The sequence below is a fragment of the Spirosoma areae genome, assembly GCF_054781775.1.
Genome location: NZ_BAAGTT010000012.1, coordinates 13,953 through 35,808 on the forward strand (window position 1 = coordinate 13,953; position 21,856 = coordinate 35,808).

General features: G+C 45.7%; 17 protein-coding genes and 1 pseudogene. 4 read left to right on the forward strand and 14 right to left on the reverse strand.

Translation table 11 applies throughout. The annotated features are described in order from the left end of the window. The first annotated feature begins 518 nt into the window (after window positions 1-518). Complete coding sequence (locus ACYVI1_RS05655) at window positions 519-725, forward strand: hypothetical protein (protein ID WP_460907659.1); 207 nt, start codon at window positions 519-521, stop codon at window positions 723-725. A 147-nt stretch (window positions 726-872) separates the two neighbouring features. Here the strand turns inward: ACYVI1_RS05655 and ACYVI1_RS05660 are convergent, their stop codons facing one another. The 9 genes and pseudogenes from ACYVI1_RS05660 to ACYVI1_RS05700 all read right to left on the reverse strand — a co-directional run bounded on the left by ACYVI1_RS05660 (window position 873) and on the right by ACYVI1_RS05700 (window position 15,768). Beyond that, entirely contained in the window at window positions 873-1,148 is a 276-nt protein-coding gene (locus ACYVI1_RS05660; protein ID WP_460907661.1) for an integrase core domain-containing protein, read from the reverse strand. 4 nt (window positions 1,149-1,152) lie between these two features. Continuing rightward, entirely contained in the window at window positions 1,153-1,656 is a 504-nt protein-coding gene (locus tag ACYVI1_RS05665) for a DDE-type integrase/transposase/recombinase (protein ID WP_460907663.1), read from the reverse strand. A gap of 128 nt (window positions 1,657-1,784) precedes the next feature. Further along, on the reverse strand, window positions 1,785-2,096 hold the full coding sequence (locus ACYVI1_RS05670; protein WP_460907665.1) for a transposase: 312 nt from the start codon (window positions 2,094-2,096) through the stop codon (window positions 1,785-1,787). A 612-nt stretch (window positions 2,097-2,708) separates the two neighbouring features. Continuing rightward, a complete protein-coding gene (locus tag ACYVI1_RS05675) occupies window positions 2,709-2,984 on the reverse strand; it encodes a hypothetical protein (protein ID WP_460907668.1) in 276 nt (91 codons plus the stop codon). A 10-nt stretch (window positions 2,985-2,994) separates the two neighbouring features. Continuing rightward, window positions 2,995-10,935, reverse strand: a complete 7,941-nt coding sequence (locus ACYVI1_RS05680) for an RHS repeat-associated core domain-containing protein (RefSeq protein WP_460907670.1) — start codon at window positions 10,933-10,935, stop codon at window positions 2,995-2,997. 104 nt (window positions 10,936-11,039) lie between these two features. After that, entirely contained in the window at window positions 11,040-11,501 is a 462-nt protein-coding gene (locus ACYVI1_RS05685) for an OmpA family protein (RefSeq protein ID WP_460907672.1), read from the reverse strand. 647 nt (window positions 11,502-12,148) lie between these two features. After that, window positions 12,149-12,589, reverse strand: a complete 441-nt coding sequence (locus ACYVI1_RS05690) for a LexA family protein (protein WP_460907674.1) — start codon at window positions 12,587-12,589, stop codon at window positions 12,149-12,151. Window positions 12,590-12,735: 146 nt separating this feature from the next. After that, window positions 12,736-15,667, reverse strand: a pseudogene (locus tag ACYVI1_RS05695) (Tn3 family transposase). Further along, the gene (locus ACYVI1_RS05700; protein ID WP_460907676.1) at window positions 15,628-15,768 is read right to left on the reverse strand and encodes a hypothetical protein; all 141 of its coding nucleotides are present in this window, start codon (window positions 15,766-15,768) and stop codon (window positions 15,628-15,630) included. The pseudogene ACYVI1_RS05695 and the gene ACYVI1_RS05700 overlap by 40 nt, the downstream one beginning before the upstream one ends. An 85-nt stretch (window positions 15,769-15,853) precedes the next feature. On the opposite strand from ACYVI1_RS05700, the gene ACYVI1_RS05705 reads away from it, so the two are divergent. Then, window positions 15,854-16,492, forward strand: coding sequence for a recombinase family protein (locus tag ACYVI1_RS05705; protein WP_460907678.1), 639 nt, complete (start codon window positions 15,854-15,856; stop codon window positions 16,490-16,492). A gap of 7 nt (window positions 16,493-16,499) precedes the next feature. On the opposite strand, the gene ACYVI1_RS05710 is transcribed toward ACYVI1_RS05705, so the two are convergent. Continuing rightward, a complete protein-coding gene (locus ACYVI1_RS05710) occupies window positions 16,500-16,769 on the reverse strand; it encodes a hypothetical protein (protein ID WP_460907680.1) in 270 nt (89 codons plus the stop codon). Between the two features lie 100 nt (window positions 16,770-16,869). Further along, complete coding sequence (locus tag ACYVI1_RS05715) at window positions 16,870-17,124, reverse strand: hypothetical protein (protein WP_460907683.1); 255 nt, start codon at window positions 17,122-17,124, stop codon at window positions 16,870-16,872. Between the two features lie 653 nt (window positions 17,125-17,777). On the opposite strand from ACYVI1_RS05715, the gene ACYVI1_RS05720 reads away from it, so the two are divergent. After that, complete coding sequence (locus ACYVI1_RS05720; protein ID WP_460907685.1) at window positions 17,778-18,515, forward strand: hypothetical protein; 738 nt, start codon at window positions 17,778-17,780, stop codon at window positions 18,513-18,515. Then, entirely contained in the window at window positions 18,508-18,864 is a 357-nt protein-coding gene (locus ACYVI1_RS05725) for a helix-turn-helix domain-containing protein (protein WP_460907687.1), read from the forward strand. The genes ACYVI1_RS05720 and ACYVI1_RS05725 overlap by 8 nt, the downstream gene beginning before the upstream one ends. Window positions 18,865-19,345: 481 nt before the next feature. On the opposite strand, the gene ACYVI1_RS05730 is transcribed toward ACYVI1_RS05725, so the two are convergent. The 3 genes from ACYVI1_RS05730 to ACYVI1_RS05740 all read right to left on the reverse strand — a co-directional run bounded on the left by ACYVI1_RS05730 (window position 19,346) and on the right by ACYVI1_RS05740 (window position 21,455). After that, window positions 19,346-19,645, reverse strand: a complete 300-nt coding sequence (locus ACYVI1_RS05730) for a HigA family addiction module antitoxin (protein ID WP_460907689.1) — start codon at window positions 19,643-19,645, stop codon at window positions 19,346-19,348. Continuing rightward, window positions 19,645-19,956, reverse strand: a complete 312-nt coding sequence (locus ACYVI1_RS05735; RefSeq protein WP_460907691.1) for a type II toxin-antitoxin system RelE/ParE family toxin — start codon at window positions 19,954-19,956, stop codon at window positions 19,645-19,647. Before ACYVI1_RS05735 ends, ACYVI1_RS05730 begins: the two co-directional genes overlap by 1 nt. A gap of 275 nt (window positions 19,957-20,231) precedes the next feature. After that, window positions 20,232-21,455 (reverse strand): tyrosine-type recombinase/integrase, encoded by a 1,224-nt coding sequence (locus ACYVI1_RS05740; RefSeq protein ID WP_460907693.1) that lies wholly within the window; start codon window positions 21,453-21,455, stop codon window positions 20,232-20,234. Window positions 21,456-21,856: the final 401 nt, after the last annotated feature.

Consider the following 21,856-nt stretch of genomic DNA (forward strand, 5'->3'; position numbering starts at 1 on the left):
ATACAGTATATTAAATATCTTTAAGATAATAATGCTTCTATATTTATAGTATAATATATATCAAGATTTTCATTGTCCTGCATTAAGTAATTGAGTAGAATTAAACAATCAGTTTTTTATGAGCTTCATCAATTGTTGGCCTAAAATTTCGATAGATGTTGATCGTATAATTGTATAATTAAACATTATTATTGACAAAAGCATACTAATCCATTAGGTAAATTGTCTGGTTATGTAGTAAATCCCTAATAAATTTAAAATGCCCTACCATAAGTAAGTATAAGTAATCGAATAGTTATACTTACTATACTTACTTATGGTGGTCTTGGAATAGTCCGCAATTATATATTATTTTAAGTTAAAAAAATACAGGAAAAATACTCTTTTAATTGTTAGATTTTTTGTTATGGGAGAGTATAAAAAAGCCTGGGGTGAACCGACGATTTTCGTACTTTAGGGTAAGCCTGTTGTCACCCCATGCTTTTTTATGCTCTCCAACATGCTTTATACCCTATCGTATGGGAGTCGCTCAAGACATCTGGCAAGCCTTCCTGGCTGCTCATCCCGAGGTCACCAAAGGCAAGCTATCACTGGAAGAGGTTAACCGCAAAATGGCCGCCTTCACCCAGGCCCGCAATCAGCAGCCCCATCCCGATTTCGAAGGTTTTTCACCCCAGCAGATGCATCTGCTGCTGAATGCCCCTGGGGAGATGGATCGCTTCTAAGTTTACAGCAGAAGGATCTGACGGATTCGCTACTGGATCAGATTCCCTTCTTTGTTTTGATGGAGAAGCTTTACCAGCACCTACTCGTGGGCTCACCTATCAAACTAACGCCTAAAGGGAATCTACCACTGGTGTCTTAGCCCCCTATCAACTGGACAGATTTTCTGAAAAGGTTGTGTCGTAAACCACCACTGCTTCTTCCCATTTTTGCTGGGGTGTTACAAACCCAATTGAACGGTGAAGTCGACAATAGTTGTAATGGGAAAAATAACGCTTCAACATTTCTTTGGCTTCATAATAGCTGGCAAATTCATTGCGCTCAATGACGTCGTGCTCTAGAATACTGTGGAATGCTTCAATATAGGAATTCTCTTCTGGTGTGGCTACGTGAGTAAACTCCTGCTTGACTTCTGAGCTTTTCAAAAAGTTACGAACCGAATGGGCAATGAACCGTAGCGACGGACCGCTGACTGCCATTATCATTGCGCAGAATGACACCTTTCAGCTCATGGCTTTGGTTTACTCGTCGGAGCAGGTTGATTAAGTCCATTTGACGAATACTACCCTGGAACAGCCAGTCCAGAATTTTGCGGGTATAAACATCAATAACACTCAACAGATAGTAGTTCCGATGTTCACCCTGGACCCAGACGTATTTGATATCCCAGCACAGGTATTCCAAGGGTTTAGTAGCTTCAATCCGTTTGAATTTAACAAACTCCCGCTTGCCCATCGTCGGTTGTATCACTTTGCCTAAGAGTAAATTATGTTCCTGCATGAGCCGGTACACTTTTTTCTTGTTAATCAGATATTCTTTTTTCAGCTCGTACGTAATGTATTCATATCCGAGTGCATTGAATTCCACGTTTAGAAGTTGCCGGATACTCATTATTACCTGTTGATTATCGACCCACGATCCATCCAGCTTCATGGTCACCTGGCTAGGCTGTGCCCCAGCTCTACCGGATTGGGGTTGGTAATAATATACGCTACGAGGCAGGTCAAGCCACTGACATAACAGGGTATGACTTATGCGAGCATCGAACTGTTTCATCAGAGCTAGCTTCTCCTGGGTTGAATAGGCGTTTTTTTTAGCAGTTCGCCCTTGATCTCCAGTTCCAAAGCCTGTTTTGCCACAATTCGCTTCAAGCGTTCATTCTCCTCTTCAAGTGCTCGGAGCTGGGGATCAACGCGTGAGTAGGAGTCCTTAAGGCCTTCTTTCCCTTTACTCAAATATTTCAGACGCCACTTTCGGAGTAACGAAGGGGACAGATTATACTTACGACAAGTCTCGGCATGGCCGTCACGAATGGCTTCCTGAACGATAGAATAGCGGTCTTCGGGGGTAAAACTTCGCCTAATTTTGCTCATGATTTCTGAATGTAGTAGGACTAAACTGTTTTTACAATTTTGTCCAGCCATTCAGGGGGTTAAGACACTGGCCCTCTGCCGAAACCTCTATGAACGAAAGCTGTTGGTGCAGGATGACATTGAACGGGGCATTACAAAGAAGATCTCGGAGGACAATGTGCACTTTCTTCAGGCCTTGAAAGCTTGTCTGTCGCTGAGTACCTATGTCAAGAAACGACAGAATACATTCTCCTTAACCAAATCAGGCCAACAGGCGGTAGGCAAGGAGCGACGTTTTCTGGTTGAAGAGTTACTTCGGGTAGTTTTGCCGTTGCGGTACGAAACGGCAAATGCACCCTTTATGTCAATTTGTGCTCGGGTTACGCTAAGGCTACGCAGCCGTCCAGCAAGCGTTCTACTCAGCATGGAGTAACGGGCAGGTAGAAGGTCAGGTGAACCGGCTAAAAACGATTAAGCGGCAGATGTATGGTCGGCCCGGATTTGAGCTACTTAGTCGGTGAGTGGTGATGACATCGGGCTGAGCAGATAGGCGGATTGAAGTCGGCGAACATCCAACAAATTTACTCCCTTCACCAAAAGTGACGAAGAACCAGTTTACTCCGAAATACACACTTATTCGAGGTTTTTTATCTTTTGATATTCTTTTATCAGTATATCACATATTTGTTGTAAATCCTCTGAATGCTCTTTGTTTGCAGGGTCATAACCGAGTTCCAATTTGTTGATTAGCATATCTTCTAAGCAATTTATTAGTTGTTGACGATTTTCAATAGATTGAAGAATTAAAGGAATGTAACCTTTATATTCTTCTATTGCAATATTTTCAGGAAGTCCTATAGGGTTCCAGTTAGCCAAAACACGATTTATATTTTCAAACGTCTTTTCCATATGATGAAGACTATTTGAATGGCTTAAAATTCCCTTTACCTAAGCCATTCCTTGTACCCGATGCGTTACTAAATACTGTAACAACCTTGCCTTGTGCATTTAGAACTACGGTGTTTCCTCCTAATGTATACCGAGTTTGCGGTCCATACCTACCCATTGCCTGAACCGGAGTTCCCTCTTTTACTATCTTTACAATATCGGCTGTTCTGAACCCTCTTGTTATAGCTTGGTTAGGGGCATGCCGTGTAAACCCTTTAATGGCTGATGTTCCCACCTTGGCAGCTCCCACTACACCCCGCGCTAGTGCACCTACTCCAGATATTACCGATATGGCATCTTCTATAAGGTATGATGGTTCTATCGCGTCGTCTGCGTGTGTTGCCATTGCTTCTTCCTCCCGCAACACTACTTTTTCAGTCGGATGCATAGCATCATTAAGGGCGTACGAATAAGCACCAATAATAGCTCCATTGGCGAATTTACCTCCCGAGATTTCTGCTATTGTTCCACCTACTACTGCTGCGCGGACTACATTTACTCCTAAATTACTCGTTTGAGGACCATAAACGCTGCTTGCTTTAGTAATTGCCCCTGAGGCAAATCCAGTCCAGAAATTCCCCCCCTCCAGTCCGCTCACTCCACCACCAACCACACCATGAGCTGCTATAGATCCAAATGAGTCAGGGGTGCCTATAGATCCTACTTCTCCGCTAAACGCAGTTCCAACACCGTAAAACGCTGCTCCCGATATCCCCCCAATGACTCCACCTTTAATTGTTTCTTCAAAGATATCGCCTATATCTCCTCCATACAGAGCCGCTCTGGTAGCTCCTGAAGCAGCGCCAGTAGCCATTCCGGTGAGTATTGCACCGCTTATTCCTGCACCTGCTCCTGCCGTAGCTACGGTTACGACTACAGCAACTGCAACTATTGCCATTTCACGCCAGTTTTCCTTGACAAATTTATACGTCTTATCGTTGCCGGCGATTGCTGCCCCGGCGATTGCACCTGCTGGACCTCCCGTAATGAAACCCACAACGGCTCCCTTCAGAGCACGCTTCCAACTCCAATAACCTGTAGGGTCCGTGTACTTTAGCGGATTATTCAGTGCGTACGCAAACCTGCCAATCGTTTGCGTGTATCCAGTGACCAGATCAACAGGATCTGCCGATAAAAACATACCGGTTTCAAAATCATAAATGCGCCCGTTCATGTGAACCAGCCCCATCGTTAAGAGCTGCTCATGGCTGGTAAAACCTTGCCGCCAACGCCCGCCAAATTTCTCACCAGCCGGTAACACTTTTATCCCGATCTGCTGGCCCCATGGATCGTACCAGTACCGTACAGCCACCACTGCTACCTCGTTTGTAACTCTTAATACGGAACCAAGTTGGTCTTTATGCAGGTACCAAGTACTCGTAGAACTTCCGGCACTTGATCCTACTGAGGTAGACGAACCTGCAGTAACTACTATATTTTCATTATCAAATGTTCTCTCGACTATCGCGAAAACTCCATCGCCATTAACCAAGTAGTAATTCAACTGCGTTGTTAGGGGCTGAGTAAGATCGCTAACCTCATATGTTCGCACTTGCTCAAATGGACCGACGTATATTATTTTTTGAAGCTGTTCTCCGTCTCTTGCTAATTGACGGTACCTATCTCCTGACGGACCGTAATCAAATTGAATCCAATGGGAATCATCATTACTGATCTTCCACACCAAGTTATCAGGGGTATAGTTAATAGCGCGTCCATTTCCTGATTTACGATTTCCATTGGAATCGTAGTCGTAGGTTCTTGTAACAGGTCCATTTTTTGTTTCTAAAACGGCATGATACGGTTGCCAAGCACCCCCTGGCGCATTTGATTGATAGATATATTCAATTGATCCTGCCCTCTTTTTAAAGCGTCCGGCTGCATCATATTCGTATCCCACCATCGCGCTTCCTAACCTTGTAGCACTTTTAAGTCGATCAAGTGGATCATAGGTAAAAGTCTCGGTAATATTCTGCACCAATTCTTGTCGCTTAAGCAGACTTCCGACGGCATCATATTCTAATTTTAGATCGAGGATAGTGGTTCCTCCTACCTTCCCTGCCCGAGTGCCTACTAACTCTCCTGTATTTTTGTTATAGGTGGTCACTGTCTCAACGCCATTGCCATAGTCTTCTTTGACAACCCTACCAATCTCATCAATATCAAGTGCCTGCCAGTAAAGCTGTATCCCACCGTCACTCTGAACACGCACAAGAAAACCTTTTGAGTCGTAAACATTCTCTGTGATAAAAGGGGCTTTCCCTGGTGGTGCAGGATACTGCATTTTGCGGGGCCGCCCGTATTCATCCAATTCAGTAGTTGTCGTAAATGTCTCGTTGTCAATAGTAACCGCAAACCGATGCGTCCTGCCAAACTGGTCGTAGAAAAATGTCTGTTCATATCGGTTGGCATCCCGAATGCGTTCTAATTTTCCCTTGCCTTTGGTCGATCCATCATAATCCCATTCAAGGGTTGTACCATCACCCAGAGCTTTACGTTTTATTCGCCCCAATACATCGTACTCCAGCGTCGTAACCTGCTTCTTTGCATCTTTCTGCTCAATCAACTGCCCAAAGGCATCATACTGATACGACCAGACTCCCATGTCTGGATCAGAGACTTTGGCACGTTGCCCGAAGGCATCATACTCTGTACGGGTGATAGCACCCGTTGGGCCTTTCATTACCTCAAGGCGATCTCCCGCATCGTAGGTATAAGTTACTCGGCCTGCTTGTTCATCAGTGATTTCCACCGGGATTGCCCGTGTGTTGAGCTCCGTAAGTGTGCGACGTCCCTTAGCGTCAAAGGTGGCGACAAAGCGACCTCCTACTGCTCTACCTGTATATTTGGTTCTTATGTTACTATCGTCAGGTTTTGTAACTAAAGTGACTCGACCGAGTACATCGTAGGTCATCCTGTGCCAGAGCGGCTGCTTACCACGCTCATAGGGCAGAGACTCTTTTTCTAACTGTCCGGTTTTATTATAGGATCGGTCAGTATGTATCCACCGTTTTTGACTTGAGTTTAGCGTGAAACCTTGAGAGACTGTTCGCAAGAGTCTACCCCATGCATCGTATAATCGTATTACGGATGGTAATGAGCCAACTGATTCTTGTTCGGCATATGCCACAGGTAGCCCTACAGTGGCCTCATTACCAATATCCGTGCTGTTTAATCGCTTAATTGTAGTGGTAACCCCAGAAGGGCCAGTCTCCGAGCTTGCCCGGCCAAAACTGTCGTTGGTGTAAGTCGTCTGAAGATTATTTGGATCTATTATGGCGTTAAGAAGTCCTGTTTTTGCGCTTCGTCTGTAAATTGTTTTGTGGTCTAACGCATTGGTTTCTTCCGTAACGAAGCGGCCTAAATTATCATAGGCGCTAATTGAGGAACGCGATTGCTCCCCTGTTGCTGAGAGGGTTGTTTTTACTATATTGCCATACTTATCGCGCTCGTAAGTTGTTGTTACTGCTTTAAGATTCCCCGGTTCAATGGTAGATGACATAAGTAGCCCGGTAGTGGCATCATAAGTAAAAGCAGTAATTCTTTGTTCCTTCTTAAAAGTTCCTGGGTTGCCCACATCCGGATCACCTGTTTTAGTAACAGTTGATTTGGTCAAACGCCCTAATAACCAACGCTCTGGATCTTCCTGTTCATATTCATTCACCGTTTCATTGCGCGTACCATCAAGCCTAGTAACCAGTGTAGAAACAACGTTAAGCCTACGACTCAGATACGCTTGAGGAGCATCATATGTAAGTTTTGTAGTCTCACGGGCTACTAACTGCTTATCTAGTTCCCAAGTCTCTGTAGTAGTCGATTCGAGTATAACCTGTTTTAGTTTGGCTGCTGAAGAATTAATGTTAGGCGCAAAATCAATACTTTTCCACGAATTTGCCGTCTCATTCAGTTTGTTTATCCAAGCAAGGGTTACTGGCCCGGAAGGACAAAGATTCTCCGGGACTTTCGGAGCATTGGGATTTTCTGAGAAGCGAACCCAGCAACTGGCTTCACGCACTGGCTTTCCCGCCATCTCAATATCACGGGCATATTCAGTCCGCGTAACGATGCCTGATTCTTCATTATAAACTTCCCGCCATCCATATCCCAGAGGCTGTAGAGCTGTAGCATGTAGTCGAAAGTCTCCATATCTGAAATATTGTCGTGACTCATGCCCAGGTAATTCCGAAACAGTTTGGCTGACTACGTAAGCTGTTGGCACAGGCGTCAATACAGGGTACTGGCTAATTAGTGGAGCAGGGTAATACACACGGGGCCAGGGGGTTTTCCCAGCATTACCACCTACACCATTCGATGGCAGTACTTCCAGCAGTGTCTGATATATAATTTTTGTCTTTGCATTGTAGCCTGGCAGTACCTCTTGAAGAACTTCAGAACGTCGTCCGGTATTGAGTAGTGCTAATCGTTCTGCAACGCCACCATTTGAAGAATTATATGCCTTTATGATATCGGGAAGTCCATTTCCATCTACATCAACTAACCTTACCCCCTGATCATGGCCTTCGGAATTTATAAATGCAGGTACTTTTTCAACCGCAGTAGCATCAACAGAAACCCAGGTACTCCCATTATTTACAAATGCGCCCCGCTCATGCTGGCCATTTACTGTAAGACGAGAGTAAATGAGATCTGATAGCCCATCACCATTAATGTCAGAGAATACGAACCCTTGATCGCGAGGTTGATCAGCGAGTACCTCAATTGGAACTCGCCATGCGTCTGAAGGCACAAATCCGTTGCCGCTTGAGAGCCAAGTCTTGGAATGGTTTATACTGCCCTTTCTCTCGGTATACAAAAGGTCTCCCAAACCATCACCGTTAACATCCAGCCAATGACTGGAAGCACGGTCGTTCCTTAATGGCTCGTCCAGGGATACGGGTGTTTGTATAATCGATAATCGCCATCCCCCTCCGGTATTCAGCCATACTTCGTTTACTTCCTTGGTTTCATTATGTGGGTGTTTAAAGCGGGCAACTAGGTCCGGTAGGCGATCACCGTCAACGTCAATAATTTGGACGAATAAATGTTTCGTGGGCTCTGTCGTACGCTCGGGTTTGGCAATAAATGGTAGAGGAGAAGTGTAAGACGGAGTTTCCTTCCAACTCGTGCCATCATTCAGAAATGCAGTTCCTGAGAAGAGTGTACGGTTCAAACTACACTGTTGCTGTCCACTAACTATTGTGCAATTCTCAATAGGTGTCGGGTTCTGCGGATTCTTTGCGTTAATCTTGCAGGTGACTATATCAACTCGGCCGTCACTGTTCAAATCAATCAGTTGCACTCCCTGATCGCCTTCTTTCTCAATAGCAAAGGGATACAGCGTCGGCGGCATCAGGCTTGAATTGGGCTGCTCAATCCATTTACGTGACCCATCCGGCACTGCGCTATTCCGATAATACCCTCTTAATAAAGACCCATCTGATTTTCGATAACTGTACAGCATATCGATGAATCCGTCTCCATCAACATCAACGAGTTGCATCGGATTTCCTGTAATCCAGTCAGCAGCAATTGGTTGAGGAGGTATGAAGCCTGAAGTTGGACTCCAGCCATTGCCTGTGTTGATATATGCTCCGGCAAGCTGGGTGGTTGTTCCTTCCTTAGTAGTCTCACGTTTGAAAATAACATCAGGTAATCCATCCGCATTTAAATCGACAAACCGTACACCCCAATCCTGTTGATCCTTTCTTGTAAAGGCCACAGGTGGAACGAATTCAGGCTTTTCCTCAAACCCGCTAGGTTTACCTGCAAAGACCTTACCAAATTGATTACGTGCACCTGATGGGGTTGCGATATCTTTGAGGCCATCTCCATCTATGTCACCTACGAGCGCGTGCATTTCCGGTATATTTTGCCTCTTCTCAAGCAGAGTTGGCACAAAAAAAGCAGCTCCAAGGTCTGACCACCCGGTAGAAGACTGTGAGAATGCAAAGCGTACTACCTGACCATTTGAGTCAACTCGGTTAGCAATCACATCCAGCTTGCTATCAGCATTAACGTCCACCAGAACAGCACCCATATCCGTCCCGAGCTGGTCCACCAGATCAAAGGTCGGTAACAATAATGTATCTTCTTTCCACCCTGTGGAACTCGCAACCAAAGCTTTTCTAACATTGGACTGAGCAGAGGCTGCTATAATATCTAAACGGCCGTCGGCGTTTAGATCTAACTGCGCTATTGCCGCGTCTGGTAGGTTCCCTGGTAGAGGAAGTTCAAATTGCGTAGGCATTCGAGTCCAGCCCCCAACCGAGTACTGGTACGTTTGCCAGCTATTGCCCACCGGCGCAACTAACTCCAGACTTCCATCGCAGTTTACATCAATAGCTTGAGCGGCATCAGTCAAGGCAACCGGAGGAATATGCATAGGATCGTTTTGCCATTGCGCACCGGTATTAATTAGGAAGCCGCGTACACCATCAACCTCATATAGGAGATCCAGACGGCCTGTACCTGAAAATGGCGCGAAAATATACTTACCTCTGTGCTTTCCGTTGACATTGGCTATGAATGGAAGATTATACCCAGTTACTGGCTTCCAACCGTCATCCGTGACGATATAAGCGTTATGGGTAGGGGCTTGGCCTGAAGCCTGATAGCTTTGAAGCAAATCGGATCTGCCGTCTCCATTGAGGTCGATAACAATAGCACCTAAATCAGCACCATCCCCAGACACAAAAGCAAATGGAGGCTTATAAATATCCTTGGGTACCCAGTTACCTCCCTGATTCTGAAAGGCAAATGATTCTAATTTGCCTTCAACCAATGCTGCGAATAATAAGTCTACAGTGGCCGTTCCCCCACTTCTTAAATGTGCGAAGCGGTAGCCACGACTGAACTTTTCTTCTCCCGCCAAAACGGCGATAGGAAGTTGAAAGTTAGCTTCTTTCCATCCTGTCTGGGGCTGGGAGTAGGCGAATTGTGTTGGTTGCAGCTCGCTTCCATCATCCCCAAACTGTCGTACCCGAATCAGCACGAAGCGGTTGTTAGTATTCCGGTCTTCGTAGTCAAACTGATACCGGGTTACGAGAGGCCAATTTGTAGAGGGGCCTTCGCTGGGAGCTGTTGCAACGCGCGAAGCAATGCTTCTAAGACGAAAAGTTCTACGGATAAGTCGCCCCGATATGTACGTATCAGTAGGTCTGGAAATATTGTCGTAATCGAAGTCTACCGAGGCATAAGGTTTTCGAGAAGAAGAAGGAACAAGATTCCCGTTTTCATCTCGCACCTCGTGACCAGTATATCGAATGGATGAGACGGAGTAATCCCCTTGTTGATTTTGGAGATAAAGGAACTCCATGAAATTACCCGGTGTATCAACGATACGGCTCACTACCCATAAAATAGGCGTGCCGTCTAAACTTATTATACTTCCGTTTGAACCATCAAAGTGAAGCGTAACACCCCCTTTTGTTTGCACAATAAATCGCGCATTCGTTAGTGTGGCACCGTATTTAATGATCCTTGACAAGTCATCTGTTTCTTTTCGATACTCAGTTTGTCTATCATTACCTATGCCTGTTACTGCTACTTCGATTAACCTGACACCATCGAGATAGAGTGCATCTGAATCGGTGAAGCGAATCCCATCAACAATACCATCGGTGTAAAGGGACTTCGGTCCGCGTGTAATTGCAGATATACCATTGAGCGACCAACCAGCTCCTAATATATTTGTTGAAGCATTACTACTATAGGTTATTGACAGCTTGGGTGCTGTTCCGGCTGTCCCTAGAGCAACCTGTATCGGTATTGTATACTCCGCAGTACCGCCGGAAGATACATTGAATTGTCCTGGAATAGTTCCAACTGACGGCACCTGAGCTAGGCAGTTATCAGTGAAGAGTAGGAGCACCAAAGTGCACAGGAAAAACGAAATTAAACGTGCCGCATTCATTGAAGTTACCTAAATGTATTGTGAGGAATGTCTGAAAACCGGATAGTAAGATTTCCAAAGATTAGGGCGAACTGTTCAAGTCACTAACTAAGTGTATGGATTGGTTAAAAAAAGACTTGAATTACTACGCGTCGGTTTTGAGGTTCTACGCTGTCTTCTCCACCGGGTACTTTGGGGTCAAATTCGCCCTTCCAATCGGCACTCAGTATTGTTGGACTTACGCCTTCATATTGTAATCTTTGTATAACTGTCTCTGTCCGGCGTCTGGAGAGCCTTAGATTGTATTCTGGACTTCCTATTTGATCAGTGTGCCCCACAACCAGCACTCGTGTAGCACCTTGATTAGCTATTGTGGCAGCGGCAAGCTTAATAACTTTTCGCCCCTTTTGCGAAAGTTGACTACTATTCAGAGCGAACCCAACAGTGAACGGTTCCTCCGATTCAGTAATATTCCTGCTCAACTGTTCAGAAAAAGGCTGCTTTATAAGCTTCTTTACAGATATTATGCTCCTCTTTGAAGCACTTCCCAGTGCTATAAAAGCTAAAATAAAGAGGAGTTTATTCATTACACATTGAAATTAATACAATCTTCAAGATTGCATTATTTGTAACTGGTAAATCTCTGTTACTTACTGTAAACAATCAAGGGGAAATTTCCCGTATCCAAAATAATAAAATAGGATACTTAAATATTTAGTTCTAACTTTAACTCATTATGGTAATCCTACTTGTTAGATATTAAGTTAAAATGCTGATAATCAACTTATACCCAAATATGTAGTTGCTTATCGTATAAATCCGCCCGTAAGGAAGAAATACCCCGTTCAGCTTACAGGAGGATAAACGACCCATCCTCCGGGTATTCTGCATAAGTGGTACAATACTTTCACCTACGAAGATAGTTTACGGTATAAATGTCTTTATATCAAGAAGTTATAGTAGTTTCTGTTCGTGAAAACGGTCGATTGAATGAAAAGGAAAGGCTGCCTAGCAATTTTGCATTTACAGCCCTTAAAAACGTTTCATCTTGTCGTTAGCGGAATCAAATCGCTTTGGCGCTCCGATTCACTCACTTTCATCAGTTATCGAGTTTTTAAAACCTACTAAACTTTATAGAAAATTCAGATACACAGGTTGTAAAAAATATCTCTATAAATTCCTTACTTACAGATAGTTATGATTTCAAACGAAAGTGTTGTACTACTTATACAGTTTACCCGATAAACGTGACTACACCTAATACCCGAAACTGATCCTTGCCCAAGTGGACGTAGATGGGTGGATAGTTCTCGTTGCTGGATTCGAGCATAATCATGTGTCCTTTGCGAACAAACCGTTTTACGCAACATTCGCCATTAACCCAGGCCACAACCACGCTCCCCGAAAATACCATCTTGACCGAATCCACGACCAGAATTGAACCGGGATAGATGTAGTCCCCAATCATACTTTCTCCTACTGCCTTGACAAAGTACGTACAGTCGGGATGGGCAACGCACAACTCATCTAAACTCAGCTTTTCTCGGATGTAATTCTCGGCGGGAGAGGCAAATCCGGCTGGAACCAACGACTCGTAAAATGGCAGTCGCTTCCGTCTAGTAGGATTGACCAGATAGATATTTTGGGGTGGAATGCGGTTTAAGGTATCAATCATGGGCGGTAGGTGAATACTGCAACAAACCGCTATATTATACTTTTGTTATATATATTGCAACTGTCACATATCCAGCATCCTATTGGCCAATCTGGCCTTCTTCTTCCAACGGGGCAGATTTACACGCTAAGCAACTAAGGGTTTAGTTATTCTTTGTCGGGACGACGTAAAGGTCGCCGGTTTCCACGATCAAACGCAGAACTACTTTCGAAGCTATATTTCCCCAATCGGTTGATGTGTTCAAAGCGGCAGGGAGATAAGTGCTCGAAATGCGTTTCATCAACTGGATAACCTTCCGACTTCAACTGCCGCAGCACTTCCTGCATATACACCGTGTTCCATAACACAACGCAATTCGCTACAATAGTAAGACTCCAGCTTGATTCCATCTGCTGCTCGTGCTGTTTGCGCCGGATCACCCCATCGGAGCCGAACCACAACCAGGCCCGAAGACCGTTCAGTTCTTCCCCTTTGTTCAACTGGCCATGAATACGCCGACGCAACGGTTTACTCTGGAGATAACGCAGAATAAAAATCGTTTTGATAAGCTGGCCATAGGCCTGTAGCACATAGGTCAGGTTGTTTTGACGAGGATAGGCCTGAAGCTTGCGGATGAATAATGAGGCTGCTACCTCACCCGATTGAACCGACCCGGCCAACCGCAGTAACTCATCCCAGTGCCGTTCAATGTAATCGGGATTGATAGTTCCCGTGAACTTCAACCCTGGGTAAGTCCAGTCCTTGCCTTTGATTTTGCATAGCCGCTGATCGGCGATATCCCGTAGGCGGGGCGAGAACAAAAGTCCCAGCAGATCGAACAACGCAAAGATAATATCGGTGTAACCAGCCGTGTCAGTGGTGTGTTCGGTAATACGTAAGTCCGTTTGATTACCAATAATTTCGTCCAGAACGACGGTGGCATCCCGCAGAGTGGCTGGTACGACCTTGGTGCCATATTGAGCGTACTGATCGGCGGTGTGGTTCTGCTGGGTAACGCCTTTGCCCGGCCCAAAGTAATTGGGCAGCGCATGGGCGTTGCGGATTTTTCCGCTGACGGGGAATCGCTGACCGTCGGAGGAAGAAAACGTCCCGTCTCCCCAGTAGGAGGCTAACCACTGGCGATGTTGCTCATTGACCAGTATATTGTTAGCCGCTCGTAGCGTTTCTTCCCTCAAATAATTGGCTCCCGTCCACCAAAGGCTCTGATAGGCTAAACCCGATGAGCGGGCCATGTCGGATAAGGGGATGTTGCAACCCAGCGCCAAAAGGGTTGCCAACAGGCGAGTAGGGTGATCCTCACCACGGGCGGCATGTTCCAGACCCGGCAAGTAGTGGGTAAAACCCACCCAGTTGTCCACCTCGACCAGAATATCGGTCAAGTCAACCGCAGGCATACGCCGATTGATCTCCTCTTGCAGGGTTTTGGCGGCAGGCGAGACTTCTTCGGCCGTTAACCGGGTCAATACCAGATGGCCGTCTTCCAAACGCAGATCGCCACCGGCTTCCAATAGCTTCTGCATGGGGGCTAATAGCGTTTCCAATTCGGTGATGCGTTGGTTGAGTCGGTCGATTGGTACCGGTAGAAGATTGAGTTGCCGACACAGTTCTTCCCGGCGAAGCGCCCATTCAGTCGGTGGCATCAGATAACTATTCAGATTGCCATATTCGTAAGAGGGCTCCACAAACACATCTCCTGAACGAAGTCGGTCCCGCAACGTGGCCAGCACACTCAGTTCATAACCAGCACGGTCCCAGCCTGTTTCCGTGTTATAGGCAAACTTGCGCCAGAGGGGCTTGATAAAGTTACTGGGTGGGGTGGGCGGTAATTTACGTCGGCTACCCTGTTGTAACTCAATGACCAGGTCGAGGGCTTTGTCGAAATCGTCACCCGTAAAACCATGTTGGAAGACGATCTGCCCCAGCAGGTACGGGGTGAACTGTTTGAAAAAGCCATAGCGTTTAGCCAGAAAGCTTAGTTTTGAGTGGCGAGTGGGATGTAACAAGGCTTCAACGGCCTGCCAGGCCAGCAGGAGTTTATCGCGGGGAATGGTTTGATAGATCGCCGGCCGCACCTGATCAGCAGGCGTTCCGGCTTCATCCAGCACGACTTTTACCGCTCCACCCAGGGTTTGCAGAGCGGTGTCTTTAGCCGCAGCAACCTCCTGCTGGTACTGTTCATACTCACGGCGGACTTTGGCCAGACGGTTGGCCGTTGCCATTGTATTCCCAGAAGGCATCAAACATGGCCAATACCTCATCGGTCAGGGTAAGCAGGCTTTCGCGCAGAAAAGCCACTAGGATGGGATAGCGTTTATGGGCCGGAAGACGTTCCAGATGGCGGTTAGACCGATGCCGGGCAATCATACTCAGCCGTTTTTGGCGATTGGCAGCCATCGAATCACCCCTCCAGGTGGGTACACCAAATTCCCGAAGGTATTTCAATTTATCCAGCACCGTGCGAATAGCCGCCGGATTACTGCCGGTTGCCGCCTGAACTAGCCACCGGTGCCGGGTAATAGTCAGATCCTTGTCCGGCGTCAGCAACCCATCCAGGCGGGCCTTCAGTTCATCGGTCAGCAGCGGACTTAGCCGCCGGTACGTCTCCAGATGAGCCTGTTCACTGATGCTGCCCACCAGCCGCTCCAGTACGAGGATCGCCGGGCGCACCAGGCGTTGCTGATGCAGCTTCTGAACCGTCATGGCCAGCAACACCCGCTCTCCATCATGCTCCAAAGCCCGTTCCAGCAGCCAGGGTTCTAACCAGGTCACATCCAACGGCTCCCATCGGCGAAAACCCAGGTGTTTGAGTATCAGCGTAAGGTGATCGCTGCGCGTTTGTTGGCGATGGCCATAGTCTGCCATATGGACAGCTTCAGTGCGGAGTTGCCTGGCGACGAACTCCACCACATCGAGGGGTAGCTGGTTCCACCAGTTATCGGGTAAAACGCCCATCAGTCGCAGTAGGCCAATTTGCAAGGCAACGGCTAACCGATTGGTCTCTCCCCGCAAAGTAAGGACGACTAATCGGTCGGCATGAGTCAGGTAAAAATGTTGGCGAAGATCCGCTTCCAGAATGATGGACGGGACGGACTCATAGCGGGTCCGTTCGGGAACAGATAAAAACCGGGCCGCCGGAGCGGTCGAGTGGCATTGTCCGGGTTATCAAAAAGGGTGTCCAAATCGGTCCTCGTTTTTAGCGCACACAGGCCGATTTTAGGGGCGAAAAGTTAGCTTTGTAAAGGAGTTCCTTTTTGATAAGTCAGCATGGACAAAAAACTGTCAGACCAACCCAAACGGATAGCTCTATACGCCCGCGTGTCCACCATCGACAAAGGACAAGACCCCGAAACGCAGCTCCGGCCGTTACGAGAGTATGCCGACCGGCGCGGTTTCGTTATAGCGGCTGAATACGTTGATACGGCCTCGGGAACTACTGAGGAGCGGACGCAGTATCGGGCTATGATTGGGACTGCCCGCAAACGGCAGATCGATGTGGTGTTGGTCTGGAGATATGATCGCTTTGCCCGTTCAACGCAGGCACTGGTTAATGCCTTGAAAGAGTTCCAGAGTCTGGGGGTTGACTTCATCTCCTACCAGGAGAATATCGACACGACCACGCCGACGGGCGAATTGATTTTCCATGTGATGGCCTCACTGGCACAGTTCGAGAGTTCGCTCATCAGTCAGCGAGTACGAGCGGGCATGGCTCGGGCCAAGGCGCAGGGCAAACAGATTTCCCGGCCACGATTAGACTCAAGCAAGCAGCAACTCATTGCCAACCTTTATCAGCAAGGCATTTCCATGAATCAAATTAGTAAACAAACGGGTGTTGCTTACGGCACCGTCTATAACTATACGAAGAAGATGGCCAAGCTGAACTCCTGTGTCCGATTAAAACCATAAACCAATCTTAAACAAAAGCCTCTTCCTGTAACAAGCCTAATACATTGTCTAATGTTGACGCGCTTAGTGACTCCCATCCATACAACGTACGACCTTGACCTTCGACCTCATAAATAAGGCCATCTCGCGTAATTCCATTCACTAAATAACCCTCGTCAGTTAGCCAGTCATCCAGTAAATAAGCCTCCTTCATCAGATCCCCAAATTGATCTAAAACATGAGTAGCAAATGCTTCCTGAATAAGTTCGAGGAGAAGGGAATGATTTGAGTAGTTCATATACAAGCGTATGAGGTATTAATATAAGCAAATTTACCGAAAGAATCAAAGCAAATTTGCCAGAATATTTAGACGGTCACATTCAAAACTAAGTCTTTAGTTACTTAGCGTGTAAATCTGCCCCGTTGGAAGAAGAAGGCCGTTCACTGTACGGTATGGTAACAACCACGTTTACATTAGGCTGTACCTGCCCCTGCACGGCCATATTCCCCAGTTGGTTAACCAGTAATGTAACAATCTTCTTTTCTAATTCAGTAAACTCCTGACGCGACTCTGTAAACAGATTCGACTGATAGTTAGTCGGATACCGGTTGAAAAGCGATAGTTGCTGAGGCTGAAAATCTGCATTCTTCATATAGATGCGGAGTCTATATACAAAGATTGAAAAGAAAAAGATGAAAAGTAAATTTGGTCGTATCAAATTTACTTTTCATCAAAAAACTAACCGACCAAACCTTACTTTTGAGTACAAAAGCACCGACCAAACCTCACTTTTCAACCGATCAAACCTCACTTTTAGCGCATCTCCTCTGCTTCAATTCATGTTTAAAGCGTGAAATTAGAGGATATACAGCCTGATTTCAGGGATATAACTGGAAAAATGTGTCAATAAGTCACAAAAAATACACGGTATCAGTGGTTACTGGAGGGCACCGACTAAACCTCACCTTTACTCCGGCCAAACCTCACCTTTGTCCAATACACCGACTAAACCTCACTTTTCAACCGACTAAACCTCACTTTTGTCCCGGCCAAACCTCACTTTTTGAGAAGAGCCTGACCGACTAAACCTCACCTTTTGACCGACTAAACCTTGTTTTTCTCTCTCTAACTTGCTAATAGTTAGTAGGTTATGAGCCTATTAAATCAATCAAAAATACTATTGATAAACGTCAAAAAAATCAAACGCTAATATTGACTATATAAAAGGGAAAAAAATCGAAAATTAGATATAACTATTTACCTTGCAGGGAAATAGGACCCCCCATTTTGCTAAACATTTGCAGCATGGCTAAAGCAAAATTATCTGATCTACTTCCACTACCAGCGATTCGGGTATTACTAAAGTCCTGTTCGACTGATTTACAGCCAATTACTCATCAGGTCAATGCTTTACCCCAAGAGTCGGATTTGGAGTACTATTTTGTACCCGCTGAGCAGATGGAATTATTCAGACCCTATTACCGACCTGGAAAACCCTTCAAAAACTTAAAACTTATTAATTTCGAGCGGCCCGCCATCTCCCTTACCTTTTACAATAAACATAAATACAAGATTGACCGGGGTATTAAACCCGAGTTGGCTCATGATATTTTGAAGGAGCGACGGGACAATCTGTATGCTCGATCTTTTCTGGATGAGTTGACCCCTGGCCAACAACAGAAACTACAGAATATTGATAGTTTACTACGCGCTATTCGGCAGGCACCCGATCAATTTCAATTATGTGTATCGAATTATCATCATTATTACCGATACTGGTATTGCTCATTCCGATTTTTTGAGGATGCGGAGGAGATAAAGACGGGAACGGCAAATGAGCATATGCTAAAGCATACCCAACGTACTGATGAGCGCAGTACGGAACAACTCATTAATGAGCGGCTGAATATTATATTTATTGATACCAAATACATAACCCGCCCCGTCCCCTATGATAACAAGCTCATTGATCGTGAGTTGGAGACGTATACGGACCGTATTAATTTTGGTAAAGCCGCTTTGTACATACGGTCAATTGAATAATCAAAATGTAGTCTACAGCACTTTTTTTAGCGCGATCAGCCCACGAACTTTGCCGCTTATGGTAAAGGCAGGTTCTATTTCAATCGCATTAGGGAAAGCGATCAAACAAGAGCGGATAAAAAAAGGAGTTACACAAGAGGAACTTGCTGATCGGTGCGGTTTAGATCGAACCTATATTTCAAAGATCGAGCGGGGCCTAAAAAATCCAACCTTATCGGTAGTTTGGGAAATTGCCACCATGGGCCTTAAAATCGATTTTCTGTCATTAATGGCGATGGTTGTGCAGCATCTACCCGTTACAAGGAAAAATCAGATTGACAAACCCAGTCAGGATGATAGGCAGGAATAATGGGGTATCCCCGTTCACGTGAAATGCTGGCTACCGCTTTAGCCGTTCGTTGATGATTTCTTCTTAGGGGTAGCTAACACAGTTGGGTAGTTTTGCCGTTTCGTACAAAAACCGTCATCTCTCCATAACTTCTTAGTAGTCAATAGATTGTAAATATACACTGTGCTTGTCTAAGGCTTATTTATTTCCTATCAGGTGTTCAATTTGGCCAATAAACTTGTGTACAGGAAAATCCTAACGTTTTATAAGTCAACTGATTACCGCGATTCGTCAAAATAGCCATATGATCCCTATATCCGCCAATCTTTGTAAAGTGACGGATTTTGTACGAAACGGCAGAACTACCCGACTCAGCAAATAACTGAATTGCTTAAACAATCCACAAGTCTGCGAGAAGTTGCCCGTCAGACCGGGGCTGCCATGAATACCGTGCGAAAGGTCAATGCTTTATTAACGAAATGATGTTGTCAGTAGCTTACAGTCAAGCGATAGACGCTTGTTTTTGCCGCTCCATGTTTAGCTCATAATTAGCCTGCAACCGCATCCAGTAGCCTGCTGAAATACCCAATGCCTTTTCCAGTTTCAGGGCCAAAGCCGCCGATATATTCCGGTTTCCTTTAATAACCTCGGTAATCGCATTGGGATAGGTGCCCAACTCAAGGGCAAAAGCAGAGGGAATGATTTCCCGTTCTTCTAACTCTTCGGCCAACACGACACCCGGATGGGTTGGTTTGGCTGAGGTTAATTCCTGACCGTCGTGGTCAATAGCTTTGTGCATCATTAGCGATAGTGATTTGATAAGTCCTCAATGTACACCACTTCAATGTGTTCGACCTGATCGTAAGTTAGGCGAAACTCAATCCGATACTGCCGGTTGACCCGAACCGAGTATAACCCTTGTTTATCTCCCTTGAGTGCTTCAAAGTGCAGGCTTTTGAGCCCGCGCAGTTCGTTGGAGTTGTCGGCCGCAATGAATTGATCGACGCGCCGAATGTACACATCGATCACCGATTGATCATACTTGGGTTTGCCAGGGACCTTCTGCTGATGGTATAGTTTTTCTAAGTACTCATTAGCAAAGGTAACCAGCATCCGTATTTCTCTGTTAAATTATACAGTAAATATAATACATTTTCTGTAAAATAATAAGGTATTACAAAAAATGTATATAAACTATTGTGTAAATAGCCTACGTAACAGAAAGTGATATGCAGCCCGTATGTGGAACTTGCATTAGTAGACTAACAAGGAAGCTAATAAATAACAAAGTATATAAGTAACAAAGTCTCAAAGTAAGTAAGTAATAATGTAACAAAGTACATAAGTAGTAATGTAACATTGATTAATTGAAGAGCTAAATTCAGTAATTATTGCTCTGAAAAAGAAGTAGTTAGTTTTACGTAGTAATCTTGTTCGGTTTGTTTTTTAATGTAAAACTGAGTCGTTTCAAATAATTCATGGCGCAGATGCCGCTGCACATGTACTGGTTCTACCCCGGCCTTTATCAATAATTGCCCCGTCGTATGTCGAAGGCTATGGGCCGAGAGTCGGGGCCTTTTCAAAACTAATTGCTTAAGGTATTTATCCACCCGATATCGGATCTGATACGTTTTTAAATCAGGAAATAGTTCTTTTCCCGGATGAATTGAGAGTGGCCAGTACCGCTCTGCCTGTAGATAAGCCTCCAAAGCCTGGGCACAGGTGCTGAATAGGTTGATGTCTTTCTTAGTATGTTTTCCTTTCCCTTTTACCCAGAGTTGGTTGCGCTCAAAATCGATGTCGCCGATCTTAAGCCGGGTCACTTCGACGGTCCGAAGTCCCTCAATAACGAGTAAGGCCACGATAGCCCGATCCATAGGATCATCAATCGCCTGGAGCAATTCGTCGCGTTCAGCCCGCGCCAGGCTGTCTTTATAAAACTTGCGTTCGGTAGTAAGTCCCCGTACAGCCGCTACATCCCGCAGAGCATCGACTTGGTCGGCCGACAAGCCCACTTGGGTTCGGTTCTTGATCACCCAGGCCGCTAATTGCTTGATGGCGGAAAGCCGAATATTGACCGTAAAAGCGGATAACCCTTCTTTTTTGAGCCACTCGACGTAGTGTCCCACTGTCTGTCCAGTAAAGGGGGCTGGCCTACCCCTTAACTGCTCATTAGCCAAGTAGCCAAAGAAAGCATTGAGGGATTTGGTATAGGTATCTTTCGACTCGTCACCCCGCAAGGTAGTCGTATCCCGCAGAAATCCCAGGATCAACTCGTTGGCCGCTGGAATCGTCGTCGAAGCGGGTGGCGGGTCAGCCACCAGATGAGGCATACCCTGGGTATGATGAAACAGGAGAAACTTTCGTAAAGGGGAAACCCGGTTAGCGGGCAGGCCAGCCGTAAACAGACTCAGGCTAAATCGGTCAATGGAATAATTGTTGGTCAGACAAAAGACCAGGTAGGGACGGACAATGCGGGGATAGTTGCCGGGTTTGGGCAGCCAGGCGGCAAAGTAGTTCAGTACCTGAGTGAGGGTAATCACACTCCCACCGGCCTGGATAGCCTCAGTGGTATGCTTGCCCTGGGTAAGCTGAAGCGATTGTTTTGCCATTGATGGGTTGACGTTATGATTGCAATCTAAACATTTTTTCAACGTCTCGGAAATACGCATTTCCGAGAATCGTTGAATTTGTACATTTATTTTTAATCAACGTTGGAGTAAGTCGGCCTTTATAATATTATTTTGTTATATATAATACAACTATAGTAGATAAGTGTTAATTTCGGCCCGGCAGCACTTGCGGAGTAACATTAACCTAACTAGATTGATATCAACGAGGCTACACACCTGAGTTTGATAGTCCGCCCTGATTAACAACCCTTGTTCAGTTATTGGTAGTGGTAAGATAGCCGCTGATGACTTATCTTAGCCCGATGATAAGCGAAGTTAAACAATACACCTGCTCCCGCTGTGGTAGTGTCAATTTACGCAAAAACGGGCACTCGGCCGAA